Annotated in this window: 15 protein-coding genes and 1 pseudogene; 10 read left to right on the forward strand and 6 right to left on the reverse strand. The window is 49.6% G+C overall.

The genetic code is table 11. The annotated features are described in order from the left end of the window. Positions 1 to 90: 90 nt before the first annotated feature. Positions 91 to 1,824: an ABC transporter substrate-binding protein gene (locus ACFPB1_RS12595; protein ID WP_379225670.1), complete on the reverse strand. Its 1,734-nt coding sequence runs from the start codon at positions 1,822 to 1,824 to the stop codon at positions 91 to 93. Between the two features lie 100 nt (positions 1,825 to 1,924). On the opposite strand from ACFPB1_RS12595, the gene ACFPB1_RS12600 reads away from it, so the two are divergent. The 6 genes from ACFPB1_RS12600 to ACFPB1_RS12625 all read left to right on the forward strand — a co-directional run bounded on the left by ACFPB1_RS12600 (position 1,925) and on the right by ACFPB1_RS12625 (position 6,922). Next, positions 1,925 to 3,202: an MDR family MFS transporter gene (locus ACFPB1_RS12600; RefSeq protein ID WP_379225672.1), complete on the forward strand. Its 1,278-nt coding sequence runs from the start codon at positions 1,925 to 1,927 to the stop codon at positions 3,200 to 3,202. A gap of 63 nt (positions 3,203 to 3,265) precedes the next feature. Further along, entirely contained in the window at positions 3,266 to 3,928 is a 663-nt protein-coding gene (locus tag ACFPB1_RS12605) for a CPBP family intramembrane glutamic endopeptidase (protein WP_379225674.1), read from the forward strand. Between the two features lie 262 nt (positions 3,929 to 4,190). Then, entirely contained in the window at positions 4,191 to 5,069 is an 879-nt protein-coding gene (locus tag ACFPB1_RS12610) for an AraC family transcriptional regulator (RefSeq protein ID WP_379225676.1), read from the forward strand. A gap of 203 nt (positions 5,070 to 5,272) precedes the next feature. After that, on the forward strand, positions 5,273 to 5,728 hold the full coding sequence (locus ACFPB1_RS12615; RefSeq protein ID WP_379225678.1) for a DoxX family protein: 456 nt from the start codon (positions 5,273 to 5,275) through the stop codon (positions 5,726 to 5,728). 35 nt (positions 5,729 to 5,763) lie between these two features. Beyond that, positions 5,764 to 6,231 carry a phage tail protein gene (locus ACFPB1_RS12620; protein WP_379225680.1) on the forward strand — a complete coding sequence of 156 codons (468 nt, stop codon included), beginning with the start codon at positions 5,764 to 5,766 and terminating at the stop codon, positions 6,229 to 6,231. Positions 6,232 to 6,496: 265 nt separating this feature from the next. After that, positions 6,497 to 6,922, forward strand: a complete 426-nt coding sequence (locus ACFPB1_RS12625; protein WP_379225682.1) for a hypothetical protein — start codon at positions 6,497 to 6,499, stop codon at positions 6,920 to 6,922. Positions 6,923 to 7,072: 150 nt separating this feature from the next. Here ACFPB1_RS12625 and ACFPB1_RS12630 read toward each other — a convergent pair whose 3' ends face one another. Both ACFPB1_RS12630 and ACFPB1_RS12635 read right to left on the reverse strand, forming a co-directional pair. Beyond that, a complete protein-coding gene (locus tag ACFPB1_RS12630) occupies positions 7,073 to 7,588 on the reverse strand; it encodes a dihydrofolate reductase family protein (RefSeq protein ID WP_379225684.1) in 516 nt (171 codons plus the stop codon). Then, a complete protein-coding gene (locus ACFPB1_RS12635; RefSeq protein WP_379225686.1) occupies positions 7,585 to 8,475 on the reverse strand; it encodes an alpha/beta fold hydrolase in 891 nt (296 codons plus the stop codon). Before ACFPB1_RS12635 ends, ACFPB1_RS12630 begins: the two co-directional genes overlap by 4 nt. Before the next feature lie 136 nt (positions 8,476 to 8,611). On the opposite strand from ACFPB1_RS12635, the gene ACFPB1_RS12640 reads away from it, so the two are divergent. From ACFPB1_RS12640 to ACFPB1_RS12650, 3 genes and pseudogenes are all read left to right on the forward strand, one after another. After that, the gene (locus tag ACFPB1_RS12640) at positions 8,612 to 8,962 is read left to right on the forward strand and encodes a winged helix-turn-helix transcriptional regulator (RefSeq protein WP_379225688.1); all 351 of its coding nucleotides are present in this window, start codon (positions 8,612 to 8,614) and stop codon (positions 8,960 to 8,962) included. 300 nt (positions 8,963 to 9,262) lie between these two features. Further along, positions 9,263 to 9,370 (forward strand): annotated as a pseudogene (locus tag ACFPB1_RS12645) (hypothetical protein); the annotation flags it as partial. Between the two features lie 107 nt (positions 9,371 to 9,477). Next, positions 9,478 to 9,873 carry a hypothetical protein gene (locus ACFPB1_RS12650; protein WP_379225690.1) on the forward strand — a complete coding sequence of 132 codons (396 nt, stop codon included), beginning with the start codon at positions 9,478 to 9,480 and terminating at the stop codon, positions 9,871 to 9,873. 156 nt (positions 9,874 to 10,029) lie between these two features. On the opposite strand, the gene ACFPB1_RS12655 is transcribed toward ACFPB1_RS12650, so the two are convergent. Together ACFPB1_RS12655 and ACFPB1_RS12660 are read right to left on the reverse strand one after the other, a co-directional pair. After that, positions 10,030 to 11,058, reverse strand: coding sequence for a zinc-binding alcohol dehydrogenase family protein (locus tag ACFPB1_RS12655; protein WP_379225692.1), 1,029 nt, complete (start codon positions 11,056 to 11,058; stop codon positions 10,030 to 10,032). Positions 11,059 to 11,298: 240 nt separating this feature from the next. Continuing rightward, the gene (locus ACFPB1_RS12660; protein ID WP_379225694.1) at positions 11,299 to 12,063 is read right to left on the reverse strand and encodes an alpha/beta hydrolase; all 765 of its coding nucleotides are present in this window, start codon (positions 12,061 to 12,063) and stop codon (positions 11,299 to 11,301) included. 115 nt (positions 12,064 to 12,178) lie between these two features. Here ACFPB1_RS12660 and ACFPB1_RS12665 point away from each other — a divergent pair, with 115 nt between their 5' ends. Further along, positions 12,179 to 12,517, forward strand: a complete 339-nt coding sequence (locus tag ACFPB1_RS12665) for a zinc ribbon domain-containing protein YjdM (RefSeq protein WP_379225696.1) — start codon at positions 12,179 to 12,181, stop codon at positions 12,515 to 12,517. Between the two features lie 135 nt (positions 12,518 to 12,652). Here ACFPB1_RS12665 and ACFPB1_RS12670 read toward each other — a convergent pair whose 3' ends face one another. Further along, on the reverse strand, positions 12,653 to 13,483 hold the full coding sequence (locus tag ACFPB1_RS12670; RefSeq protein WP_379225698.1) for a helix-turn-helix transcriptional regulator: 831 nt from the start codon (positions 13,481 to 13,483) through the stop codon (positions 12,653 to 12,655). Positions 13,484 to 13,502 lie beyond the last annotated feature (19 nt).

Genomic DNA, 13,502 nt, shown 5'->3' on the forward strand with positions numbered 1-13,502 from the left:
AGCATCGTTAGAGGGATATGCTGAACCGTATCATAAATGACGGCGATTTTTACTGGAGAACGTCCAATATGGAGTTCTCCTTCACGTCATTTACAGGTGCTCGATCCACGACTTCCTAAAATCATCGTATCCGTGATCAGCGGAACGGATATTCTGAATGATCGCCGGAAGGGTTCGATTGAGCACGGGATGATACCGGAAAAGAATCAGGTGTTCGCTCCGCACATAGCTTTCAATTCGATTGATCCATCGCTCGCGTTTGGTTTTATCCGGTTCGATCTTATATCCTTCTAACATGCTGTCGATCGTCCGAAGATGCTCCTCGCTCAGAAACCTGCGATAGATGAGAGATTCATTATAGAAGCTGTCCAAGATGGATAAGTACGGATCGGCGGATGCGCTTTCCCCCATAAAGATGAAATCAGCATCTTGATCCATCGACCGGTCATAGAAGTCCTTCATTTGAAAATAAACGCAATCGACCGATATTCCCTCGGCAGCAGCCATCTCGGCAAACCAACGTGCCTCCTCTCTTTCCCTTGGAACATGATTCGCATATAGCGTCAGTCGCTCGCCCTCGTAACCTGATTGCGCAAGCAGCCGTTTCGCTTCGTCTTTGCTCTTTCTCGGCAGGCTCGATTTCCAGGGGATGAAACTCGAAGCCGCCACCAAAGATTCGCGTCCCAGATCGACCTGCATTTGATCCATATCCAGCAAATGATAGAGCGCTTCCCTGAACTTAAGTTGGCGAACGATCGGTGATTTCCGGAAATTGAATGCGAGATACCGATATTTATTCAAGACGTCCTCCTTCAGGAAGGCAGGGTCATGCGGAGCATGATCTTTGTTTAGATAGATCATTGCTTCTGAAGCTTCTTCGGAAGCCAGATATAGCTCCACTTCGTCGAGAAAAGGCCGTTCCAGGAAATACTGATCGAACGCCTGCAGAACAATCAGGGTATCTGATCGCTTTTTCAGCTGAAACGGGCCGGTGCCGATCCATTTGTGTTCTGCAAAAGGTTCGTCCTTAGGAAGAATGGATAAGTTGCAAGCGCAGAGATACCTCGGAAACAATAAATTCGGTCGGTTCAAGCGAAAGTGAACGACATACGGAGATAGGCACTCCATTTCCTGAATGTCCTGAACGAGCCACCGCATCGGCGCTTTTTCGCCTTGGAACCGCCGAAAGGTATAAACGACATCTTCGCTGGTTAAGGTGCGATGATGATGGAAGCGAACCCCTTTCCGCAGATAAAAGGTCCATGACGAATGGTTGTTATCCGATATCCAGCGATAAGCCAGATGGGGACGGACTTCCTCTGTTATTGGATCGTATACGGCCAATGTATCTCCAAGCTGTTGAATACAATAATGTTCGAGTGAGATGGATGCCACCAATGGATCAAGCGTCGACACTTTATTCATCACAACCGTACGCAAAACATCCTTCTCATGATCGGGAGAATGCAGTCCGAATAAATGCTGCACCTCTTTCGACACTTCGGCGATCCATGATTTCGGAACCGAAAGTTGTAAAAATCGAATAATGTCTTCCAGTTGATCATTGTTGACGCATGCTAGCACAGCTTGCTCCACTTCATCCTGAAAAGATCGCGCGAATGTAAGACGCGAAAGATTTCCCCTTCCGATACCTGGATCGTAACGAAATCGTCCTTCTTGTTCATATTTTTTTAGTTTTCGCTTCACGTTTTTTCGGTCGCAAAACCAGATGCTTTCGAGCTCGAGAAGTTTGAATTCCACTCGTTTCTCTACTTCTCGTTCGTACAAGAAAGCCCGCATTTCATAATAGGAAAAGTCTCTCATGACCATCCCTCCACATAAAAGGGGTCGATTATTCGCGAATCATACCATTTTTACCCCCTTTTGACCAGCGTATAATTGTGAGCAAAGGAGGGGCTTGCATATGTATAAATCTTTGCATCCGAACATTCGATTGAGGCTTTACGTCACGTTTCTAAGCCGATTAAGCGGCTCGATGATATTCCCGTTTATTGCGATTTATTTTTCTCGGGAGTTGGGAACGGCTGTTGCGGGAGGTATAGTGATGGCCCAAGTAGCTGTCGAATTGCTCGCTAGTTTTGCTGGAGGATATTGGGCAGACCGGATTGGCAGAAAACCCCTGCTTGTCATCGGTGAGTGTTTGAACACCTTTGCTTTTCTAGGGATGCTTTTGGCGAACTCACTCTGGTGGTCTTCTGCTTGGGTCACTTTCGCCATGCTCTTGCTCATCGGCATCGCAACAGGACTGATAAATCCAGCCGCAGATGCCATGCTGATTGACGTGAGTACCAAGGAAACACGGACCTACATGTATTCCATCAACTACTGGACACGCAACATCTCGCTCATGCTCGGACTCATGGTTGGCGGATGGTTTTTTCAGAACCATCTTTTCGGGCTGCTGTTCGTCCTCTTTAGTATGTCCCTATTTACGCTGACAATTACCCTGCTGTATATCAGGGAAACGTATGATCGTCAGCATCCCGTCACCGTACCCGCTTCTAACGGATTGCATGCCGTGCTGAGCAGTTATCGGGCGGTTGTTCGCGATATTCCGTTTGTCTGGTTTACGCTGGGAGGGATTGCAATTTACGCACTTGAGTTTCAGCGCGTCAATTTCATTTCCATCCGAATGGAGCATGAAATCGCCGCGCGTACCGTCCGATTGTTCGATTTTCCTCCGTTTATATTGGATGGCGTAAAGTTAATGAGCCTGCTAACCGTCGAAAATACGCTGCTGATCGTTTTGTTCGTATCCACCGCGGCCAAGCTCATTCGCAATCGTTCTGAACAGCCTGTCATGTACGCCGGATTCACTCTCTTCGGTCTCGGTTATGCCTATCTCGCCTTCTCCAATCAAATTGTGGGATTGTTCCTTGCCGTGATCGTATTGACGATCGGAGAACTGTTGTACGTTCCGACACGCCAAACGATGCTGGCGAGCATCGTGGACGAATCGAAACGCGGGTCCTATATGGCTTTCAACGGCCTTGTCGTACAAGCCGGGAAAATGTTCGGAGCCTTGGGCATCTTCGTGGGAGGATGGGTCAGCAATATCGGAATGGGCTTGCTCTATTTGCTTTTTGCAATCATGGCGATCGGCTTATCAAGACTGGGCTGCGTCAAATGGAATCGCCAAACAAAAGCAATGAAGATGCCTGCATCTATTATAAAGTCATGATAGCCTGACAACCGGCGAGACAAACGTTACAGGCACATACTTAGATAGTAAGGTGCAAGCGGTATGAAGATTTCAACCGGAGATGAAAACCATCATGATTCTCGTCTATTACCTCGTTACCTCAATCGGAGCGCTGCTGTTGGGCTTTGTTCAGCCCGCGCTTGGCGTACCCGAGGTGCCGTGCTAATCGCAGGCACGTTTGCCGCTGACTGGCTGTGGTACGCAGTCACCGGCCATTCGGTCGCCTATACTTCTCCTGCTTCCTTCCCGCATCCATTCTGGATCATTGTGGTCGCCCAATTTATAGGAGCGGCGGGAGAAGAGGTGGGTTGGCGCTGCTTCCTGCAACCGACGCTTCAGAGCCGAATCGGCACCTTCCCGGCCTCCATCGTCGTGGGCATTGCGTGGGGCGTCTGGCATATCGGCGTTTTCGCCGAAGGTTGGGTTTATGCGTCGCTGTTCATTCTATTCGCCGTCTCCCTCTCTGTCATATTCGGCGAACTGTTAAGCGATGCTAGAGGCGGGAGGCTCTTGCTGGCCACTTCGTGCCATGCCCTGTTTAACCTAGGCATGCTCCTCTGGTTCAACGAGGAGGACGGCAGCCGCTTGGCGATGGGCACATTGGCCTCGGCATGCACGATCGCCGCCGTCATCGTTATGGTGATCGTACGCGGGAAGTGGGCCGGGACCAGTGCTGTCCATCTACCGACTAAATCGGCGAGATAACCGTGATCAACTGAGGGTAACTAAAGACAGCGCGGAGAACTTTATCACAAGTAACGGTGAAAATATTTGCAGGAGGAGCATGGCGGCGTATGTGCTTTAGCTAAACACTGCGAGTGGCAAGTTTTTGGACAATGTATTAAGGGCAGGGATCTGAAGTGCGGTAACGAATAATGAATGGCATCCCCCCTGCAATAGTTGAACTTGACGAGTCGGATGCCTCGAAATATATCCTGCTACTCTAAGAGAGAAAGGAGGTCATTGGATGAATATGCTCGAGAGCTTTAATAGTGCGTTAGACTATATCGAACGGAATCTGGAGAATGAGATCGACGAAAATGAGCTGGCGAAACGTGCTCACTGTTCTGTTTATCATTTTAAAAGAATGTTTTCCTACTTGGCGGATATTTCGCTTCATGAATATATTCGTCGTAGACGTCTAACGCTTGCGGCGCTTGAGTTGCAGAACAGCCCAGTCAAGGTGATTGATGTCGCCATGAAATATGGATACTACTCGCCTGATGCATTTACGCGTGCTTTTCAAGTCCAACATGGAGTTACGCCAACAGAACTGAGGATATCGAACCAGTCACTGAAAGTATATCCTCCAATGACCTTTCGATTATCTATTGGAGGTGGCGAACCGATGATGTTCAGAATTGAAAACAAGGATGAATTCCAAGTGATCGGAATAACCAATCGGGTTACACCGATTGAAATGGGCGAACATCCTGGCGTCGAGCAAGTTTGGAGGTCTACGGATCACGACACGTATGCCGAATTGAAATCGATTAATAACGTAGAGCCATTCGGTATTCTTCATGTGAACGTAGGCGAAGAGTTTGGAAACAGAAAGGCTGATTATAATTACTATCTAGCCGTAGCCTCGACGGAAGTAAGTCCAGACAAATTTTCTAGGTTAGTCATACCGGCGATGACCTGGGTCGTTGTTGATACGAAAGTTCCTTGGGAACCGGGAAAATGGAAGCAAATCTACGGAGAATGGTTTCCTACCTCAGGGTATGAACAGGTTGAAGGACCAACAATACAAGTGGGGCCCGAGATCCAAATAGGCGTGGAAAAGCAGCTTCTCACAGAAGAAGTTGGAGTAGAGTTCTGGATACCTATTAAGAAGGCACGGTAGATCAAACAGATCATACTCTTGACATTAGGGCCATCCGATACCGGGTGGCCTTAAAACTTGCCGCTACAGACGGTGCGGAGAACCTTATCACAAGTCATGCATCAAAGAAGTGGCAAAGAACTCAATAAAAAGCATCATTTTTTGATACATTTAAAAGATACAATCAAACTTGTAAGAAATAGAGCATCGGAGGAGATAATAATATGTCTAACTACTCTATCAGAGCAATCCTCAAAAACGACAAAATGACGGGTACGGAACAAACCACGAAAGGAGAAACGCTTCCTCGGGGAATAGCGATTGCTTATTGGGTTGCGACGGCGCTGCTTGCTTTTGTAGTGGGGAGCGGAGGAATCGGGGATATCACCCATCAATGGGGGACGATCGAGACGGAGGAGATATTGGGGTATCCTTCGTACTTTCTGACCGTGATCGGGATTTGGAAGGTGCTAGGGGCGATCGCCGTTCTAGTACCGGGTTTTCCGCGAATGAAAGAATGGGCATACGCAGGTATTTTCTTTGAAATGACGGGCGCTGCCGCATCGCATGCATTCGCGGGAGACTATGGGGCTTATTCATACCATATGCTCACCACCATTGGTTTTGCAGTCCTGACGATCGTTTCGTGGGCATTGCGTCCGAACAGCCGCAAACTTTAAGTTCGATGAAGAATATCGCCAAAGGAGAGATGGAAGTGTCCTATACAGTTGATTTCAAAAAGGTGTCTACGGTTGGTTTAGAGTCTTCCCCCGTAGCAGATGCGCTTGCGGGTTTACGCGCGAATGAAGCTCGTTACTTCATGAACAAATACAAGCAGGAATTTACGGTTGTACCCGCTAGCGAAAGCAAGGAGACGCTGGATTATGTGAATCGCATTTTGAAAGAAGAACGCGGCATTGAGTTCGCAGCCATGCCGTTGCAAACGGCGCGTCTTCAAGTGGAGAATATCGACTGGACCTTCGTCTTTTATGAGGATGGTCTAGGGGTCAACGTCCTGTATACGGTGGATGACGCTAAGAAGCGGGCCGTAGGGTTTAAGCTGTCCGAGGGAATGGAAGTACCTAAGGAGCTGGAAGAGAAGAAGTTCAAGTTTGCTAGACAGAAGTCTAGCCTAGCGGGGACGATTCGCGGCACGTTTTTTGTCATTAAAGGCGAATATTAAGGTAATCGGCCAAATCTAAAGGGGGCTGCCGCGGGCAGCTCCTTTCGTCACTTCGTCGTTATGACCGTTAAGTTTAGTTCACGTTCATGCGCTTCCAGTTTGTTTTTCTCATCCTGTACGGGTTGGGTTTCTCAACTATAAAGACATTCTTGAATGCTTTTCTTTCGAGGTGGGAGAGGGTATCCCGTGTTCCAGGTAATTTGGAACAGAGTAATGATTGGAACGTATACAAGACAGATGCGATGCTAATAAGTAGGGGAGTTTAATGGAAATTAAAGAAATAGCTATTGTTGGTGGAGGAACTATATGTTTTATAATAGCGGGATTATTAATTAATCGAGCTGCAAACGGGGACCATGTAAGGTTATTAAAGTGGTCCATTACTACGAGTTATGTACTTCTAATTCTTAGTATTACATTTAGTCTATACAACGATCATCATATTGATAGTTCGTTTGATTTTTATCTATTCGGTGTTTACGACACCAAAACATTCATTAAGGACTATTTTTTCGTAGCATACAATTTGTTCTTCATTATGTTACAAGTGTTTATGAAAATGATTGTCCGCTGGAGAGGTGTTAATAATATAACAGTAGAGCAAAAGGTTAATATGTTAATTACAGTCTCTATTGTGGTTAATCCTATATTACAAATCGGATTCATCGGTTCTGTATTTAATTACTGGTGACTGAAATAATATTAGTTGACCGTCTGCTTTTATGGGGCGGTTTTCATTTGCTCAAAAATCAGCTTCAAACAGTGACAGCAAGATGACGATCTGCAGCTCTCTTAAAATTAAAAGACCCTTGAAAAAGGGTCTTCGTGCCGAGTAACCAATTTATCGTTGAATCGCATAGCGCAGTTGGACGATGCCGCCGCCGAGGGGCTGGCAGTTCAGCAGCTCCACATGCTTATATAAGTAGTTATCGTTGTCGAGTAGAAGATTCAGCCCCTTGCCTTCCATCACGGGCGCCACATTGAAAATCACTTCGTCTATAAGATTTTGGCTGAGGAATGAATTGTGGATATCCGCGCCACCGCTAATGAGAGCGGTTTGATGGCCTTTTTGCCGCAGGTGGTTCAAGGCTTCCTCTGGCGATCTGACAACCGTTACGCCCGGAATATCCATATCCGAGGCGTTCTTAGAAACGACGACGATGTCGACTTGGCCAAAGGGACCTGGACCGCCGTTGCCGCGCATACCTTCGAACGTGCGGCGCCCGACAATGAAATTTCCTGCAGCTTTCGCGTGTGTCGCGAAGTCGTGCAACGCTTCTTTCTTCGGCGGGTTATCTGGACCGGATTGCGCATAATTGCCATTGGCTGTTAAGGTTGCCCATAAAATGGTTTTCATAATAAAACGCCTCCTCTAATTCTCTTCCGTATTCTTCGAATTGCTGCAACTACCCGGTCCGGACGATCTTCTTGCACGTAGTGCGAGGCATCTTCCAGAATCTCGGTTTCGTTTAACGGCAAGTATCTTTGCCATTTGGCCATCTGTTCGATCGGGAAGCCTGCGCTGTCTTTCATTCCCCACAAGATTTGAGCGGGCACATCGGATAAATTCGACAACTTCGATTCAATGTCGGCAAGCCACTTTCGTGCCTTGCGGATCTGCCTTGGAAATACCCATGTCGGTATCCTGGACTTCGGAGTCGGAAACGGGTCGGTATAGGCTTTTCTCAAGCTATCCGTGACTTTCTCGGCATGGTGTATGCCGTGCGGAACAATGATTTTGGCGAAGAAGTTGCGCCGTGTTTGAAGCCAGCGGCCGATTGGCCATCCTCCCATAGCGAGTGAAAACAATCTCATCGGCATAATTTCAGCAGGCCAGGCCCAAGTATTCATCACGACGATGCCGTGCAAGTTATTCCGATGCTGAACCGCGTAGTTCAGCCCGATCGGGCCTCCCCAATCCTGAACGACTAGAATGACATCCTTTAAATTCAGATGTTGAATGAGATCATAAACGGCTTTCGATTGCTCCTGTGGGGTAAACCGATAGCCTTCAGGTGCCTTCGACATCCCGAACCCGGGGTAATCGGGAGCGATCAGACGGAATTCCGTACGAAGCTCCTTGATTACGTTTCGATAAAGATAGGACCACGTAGGGTTGCCGTGCAGGAGAAGAACAGTCGGCCCTTGCCCTTCATCGACGTAGTGAATGTGTCCGTCGCGGTAAGGCATCCAGCGGTCGTTAAACGGATACTCCGCTGTGTCCAATTCAAACGATCTGATCATGCTGTGCCCTCCTTCCTTGGCCTATTGGGATCATTTCCCTTTGTTTGATTTACATCATAATTGGTATGTGGTACTTTTGAAAAGTAGTTACATTTACGTGCAATAGTTTCAAAAAATGAACTATGGAGTGATTACGATGATCGATCGATCATGTCCCGGTGTCGTTGAGCCAATTTTGGAGCTTCTGGATGGCAAATGGACGCTTCTGCTCTTATTCGAATTGTTGAACGGAACCAAGCGATTCGGGGAACTGCGCCGCAAGCTGCAGCCGATAAGTCCGAAAACGTTGACAGACCGCTTGCGGCTGTTGGAGGAGAAAGGACTCGTCACGCGTACGCTTTATCCTGGCGTGCCATTGCATGTCGAATATGAATTTACCGAGAGTGGGAAGGCGCTGCAATCGATTTTCGAAGCGATGTGGAACTGGACGCAGGAGCATGGTGCTCACCTGAAAAGAGAGGCGAATGATAGCGGTCAAGGGGCATAGACGGTGATCAGATCTAAGGCCATCCCAAGGTGACCTGCGAGCCGACGGAACAAGGCATATCTGCCATGCAGAGCATTAATACAACGATTCTGCAATCGTCCTTTATGGTGGTCTTCATGGGCACAACTGCCTTAAGTGTTGTTTTGGGGATCGTTTCATTTATTAAATTGGGCAAAACTAGCGCGTTATACGTGATTGCAGGAAGCCTGCTCATCTTTGTCGGAGTGTTCCTGGTGACAGCTCAATGTACCGCTCAACGATGTTTTAGCCGCCGTTACCTCCGGGAGTCCGGAGGGGGCACAAGCGTGGAAGGAATATTTGGACAGTTGGATGCCGTGGAATCATGTGCGGACGATTGCTTCTATCGGGGCACTGATTTTCTTTATCGTCGCAATTCGCAGGATATGATAATTTTGGTCTAGGAATGGGAATCGTCATGCTCATCTTCACCGTAAAGGACGCCCAATGGCGTCCTTTATTTCGCTCTATAGCTGTTACGGGGAACCGTAGGAACATTGAAGACGGGGGAACTGGTCGCTCCCGAAGACAATCCGGTCGCCTGGACGGCCCACTCCGACCTGGCCGAAGCCGCGGCGGCGGTCTTATGCGGGCAGGAGATAGACGGCATGACCCCTAATCTCACGGCATCCGAAGCGATCGACATGGCAGGGATCGCGGCAATCGCTTCCGAGATCTTGGGGAGGACGATCCGCCGGATCGTGGTGTCGGACGAAGCGTTTCGGGACCGCATGCGGTCTCAAGGTGTACCGGAAGCTAGCGTAAAGATGCGGGTGGGGATGTTCCTGGCAAGCGGTCGAGGCGATTTCGCGCAAGTCGATCCTACGCTAGCCCAATTGATCAGCTGTCCTCCGCTGAGTATAAGGGAAGTGCTGAAGAATTCAATTAAATAACCAAGTGACAACCTATTGTTTATGGGGTTTTCCGAACGAAGAAATTTATAAGAACGGATTGGCGTGTTCATGCCGGAGCCGAACAAATGGAAATGTCAGAAGCCGACTGTAATTAGCAGTCGGCTTCTGGTGGTTTCCAATGCGGCGAGCGGATAGTTAAACAAAACCTTCAAGAACCACCTTACCAATCGTCTTATTGCTCTCCAATAGCTTGTGAGCTTGACGAAGGTTCTCTGCCGAGATCGGTCCAAGTAGTTGGGAAAGCGTTGTCTTCAACTTTTGCTGGTCTACGGCATCCGCGACCCGATTGAGCAGCCGATGCTGCTCGATCATATCATCGGTTTCGTAAATCGCGCGCGTGAACATAAACTCCCACACGAAGGTAGCGCTTTTGCGCTTGAGCAGGGTTAGCTTGAGCGGAGAAACCGGATCATCAATCGCACATACGATTCCTTGTGGTGCGACGGCTTCACAGATGCCCTCCCAGTGCTTTTCCAAAGCATTCAGGCAAAAAATGTACGGAACGCTTGGAAACCCAATGGCCTCAAGCTGCGGAAGAAGCGGCTCATGGTGATTGATCGTATAGTCCGCGCCCATGGATGTAACCCAATCCACCGTTTCCGGCCTTGATGCCGTACCGATGACCGTAAGTCCTGCTTGTTTCGCAAGCTGGATGGCAATGGATCCTACGCCTCCGGCAGCCCCGATAATAAGAATTGACTTTCCCTCGTTTACGCTTGGATCTTGGGAGATGAACATACGGTCATACAAGGCCTCCCAAGCTGTAATAGAAGTCAAAGGAAGAGCGGCCGCTTCCGCGAAATTCAACGAGGTCGGCTTACGCCCGACGATTCGTTCATCGACGAGATGGTATTCGCTGTTTCCGCCTTGCCTTACCAGGCTGCCCGCATAAAAAACTTCATCCCCGGGACGGAACAACGAGCAATCCGGGCCTACCTCCTCAATAATGCCTGCTACATCCCAACCTAGAATTTTAGGGGCAGCCTCAACCCTGTCTTTAGGAGCCCGCACCTTGACGTCAACCGGGTTAACCGAGATGGCGACAACTTTAACTAAGATGTCACGGCCTGTTGCTTGGGGCTTGTCGATCACGATATCAACCAGACTTGCCGGGTTGTCTATGGGGAGGTATTGTGTTAGTCCTATTGCTTTCATGGTATTCATCATCAACGACTCCTTTCCCCGCTAGTATAACATTTTCGAGTATGGACTAAAACAAGGCTGCCGGGACACCGAAGACGGTCGGCTCGAACGAAAATCCGAGTCTCGACTCCGAATTTCGCATTTCCATGTCGACAGGAATAGAATACGACTTAAACCATGGTTATCGTCAAGCCGTCTCATGTATAATAAACCGTGCAGCAGCTGCTCGTGTTTCCCAGTTCATGGCATGGTTATGATTGTTCATCTGAGGTGCTGTGCGATGAATAGCGCAGCACGGTCCAGGGCTTGATCGGCCTCATCGAGAATACCTGTGAACGCCTGGAAAACATGAGGGACGTCGGCGGTAATGTCGAGGATGACATCCACGCCTGCTGCCCGCGCTCGGTCGGCGAACTGCGTGGAGTCGTCAAGGAGCAGCTCGCTGGTTCCGACCTGCAGCAGGACCGGGGGAAAACCGGCAAGATCGGCGAACCTGGCGGGGCTCACGAGTGCATGCTTCGGATCCTGACCGGCGAGATACATCTCGTCCGTCCATGCAAAGCCCTCACGGGTGAAGAACGGATCGATCCCCATGTTGCTATCCACGCTAGCTCCGAAGTGCGTCTTATCGAGCCCAGGCGAGAACGCCACTACCGCTGCCGGCATCGGCAGACCTGCATCCCGTGCCATCAGGCAAGTCGAGACCGCAATACCGCCACCAGCAGAGTCTCCGGCAAACGCAATGGACGCCGCCTGGGCGCCATGGTCTAAAAGCTCCCGATAGGCCGCGAGAGCATCCTCAAGTGCCGCAGGGAACGGATGCTCTGGAGCCAGGCGATAATCGAGCGAGACGGACCGGATATGGGTCCTGTCGACCAGGTTTGCCGTAAGGGACATGGCCGTATAGGGGGAACCCATTATATACGAGCCGCCATGGAAATAAAGAATGATCCCCGGGCGGGCATCCTGTTCGGGGTCAACGGTCACGCCGGGCCGATTACCGAGGGTTGTCGGCGTGGTGCGCACGCTACCGGGGTCACCTTAGTGTTGAGTTACGTTGATTTAGCAGCGTTTTACAAGGCGCGTAATTTGTTGCTATAATGACAGATACTTAACATGAAAAGGATTGTGGGAGGTACAAATGTCTAGTTTGCCGTATTGCCCGAAGTGCGGGTCCGCCTATACCTACGAAGATGGGCTTATGCTCGTATGTCCAGAATGTGCCCACGAATGGGCAGCGGGATCCGAAAATGACCCCGGCGACGAACAGATTGTAAAGGATGCAAACGGCAACGTCCTGAGCGATGGGGACACCGTAACCATCATTAAAGATCTGAAAGTCAAAGGAAGCTCATTGACGTTGAAGATCGGCACCAAGGTGAAAAATATTCGATTGGTCGACAGCGATCATAATATCGATTGCAAAATAGACGGGTTTGGCGCAATGAAGCTGAAGTCGGAATTTGTCAAGAAAAGCTAGCGTCTAAGAAGGGCCATCCCGCGAGCCACAAGGGATGGCCCTTAATCTTGCCGTTATAGCCGGCACGGTGAACCGTATCCATAAATAAAGCGAAGTCAAAACACCAGAGCACCCTCGTTTGGAGTGTCTCTGGTGTTAGTCCGCGTTTAACGCACGCTCCAAACGCGCCGCCGTCTCTTTGGATGCGGAGAACAGCATGATTTTATGATCGGGATTGCCAAGCGGCTGCAGGGCGACATGTTCGAATTCCATCTCGCCGATACGGGGATCGAACCTCTGCTTGTGGCGATCCGTTACGATCTGAACGTTATGTAACGGCCATAGCTCGCAGAACAGCGGGCTGTTCTGCGAGAACTCTTCAATTAATGCGCTGAATCTCGCATCATTGGGGAAGTGCGCGTAATCCGCGCGGAACTGCGCAATCATGACTTGCATGCCGTCCTCCCAGTCCTCGGTCTCCAGCCATACACGGGCACCAGACAACAGATGCCGCATCCAATTGATGCGTCCCTCCTCTAGGCAATCGGAGAAAGGCGGCAGATGGAAGACGAACGCAGCCGCTTGGTTCCACAGCTGCAAATCCCAATAGCGATCCATTATAAAAGCGGGATGCGGTTCAAGCGCCGCGATCATCCGTTCCAAGCCTACAGGCAACGGCTGAGGATCGACCCGCTCCTGATCAGCCGGTCTTGCGAGAAGAAGCAGATGCTGGCGTTCATCTGCATTAAGCTGCAACGCGGTGGCGATATGATTCAATACATCCTCTGAAGGGTTGACGTTTCTGCCTTGCTCGAGCGAAGTATACCAAGACGTTCCAATGTGGGCCAGCTGCGCAACTTCTTCCCTTCGGAGACCTCGCGTCCGCCGCCGTCCATGGGATACCAAGCCTACATCATCTGGTGACAGACGCGCTCTGCGGAGCCGCAAAAATTCACCGAGCAGCTTTCTTGAAGTGGATTCATCCATGCAAGCGGCCTCCTTAAAC

Source organism: Paenibacillus sp. GCM10023250 (genome assembly GCF_042653205.1).
Lineage (GTDB): Bacteria > Bacillota > Bacilli > Paenibacillales > Paenibacillaceae > Paenibacillus_Z.

What these genes read in the sequence shown, in the direction of transcription:
- ACFPB1_RS12610 (WP_379225676.1), top strand. Translation starts at nt 4,191, where the DNA reads ATGAATATGCTCGAGAGCTTTAATAGTGCGTTAGACTATATCGAACGG.
- ACFPB1_RS12615 (WP_379225678.1), top strand. Translation starts at nt 5,273, where the DNA reads ATGTCTAACTACTCTATCAGAGCAATCCTCAAAAACGACAAAATGACG.
- ACFPB1_RS12600 (WP_379225672.1), top strand. Translation starts at nt 1,925, where the DNA reads ATGTATAAATCTTTGCATCCGAACATTCGATTGAGGCTTTACGTCACG.
- ACFPB1_RS12655 (WP_379225692.1), bottom strand. Translation starts at nt 11,058, where the DNA reads ATGAATACCATGAAAGCAATAGGACTAACACAATACCTCCCCATAGAC.
- ACFPB1_RS12640 (WP_379225688.1), top strand. Translation starts at nt 8,612, where the DNA reads ATGATCGATCGATCATGTCCCGGTGTCGTTGAGCCAATTTTGGAGCTT.
- ACFPB1_RS12630 (WP_379225684.1), bottom strand. Translation starts at nt 7,588, where the DNA reads ATGAAAACCATTTTATGGGCAACCTTAACAGCCAATGGCAATTATGCG.
- ACFPB1_RS12665 (WP_379225696.1), top strand. Translation starts at nt 12,179, where the DNA reads ATGTCTAGTTTGCCGTATTGCCCGAAGTGCGGGTCCGCCTATACCTAC.
- ACFPB1_RS12625 (WP_379225682.1), top strand. Translation starts at nt 6,497, where the DNA reads ATGGAAATTAAAGAAATAGCTATTGTTGGTGGAGGAACTATATGTTTT.
- ACFPB1_RS12670 (WP_379225698.1), bottom strand. Translation starts at nt 13,483, where the DNA reads ATGGATGAATCCACTTCAAGAAAGCTGCTCGGTGAATTTTTGCGGCTC.
- ACFPB1_RS12635 (WP_379225686.1), bottom strand. Translation starts at nt 8,475, where the DNA reads ATGATCAGATCGTTTGAATTGGACACAGCGGAGTATCCGTTTAACGAC.
- ACFPB1_RS12605 (WP_379225674.1), top strand. Translation starts at nt 3,266, where the DNA reads ATGAAGATTTCAACCGGAGATGAAAACCATCATGATTCTCGTCTATTA.
- ACFPB1_RS12595 (WP_379225670.1), bottom strand. Translation starts at nt 1,824, where the DNA reads ATGAGAGACTTTTCCTATTATGAAATGCGGGCTTTCTTGTACGAACGA.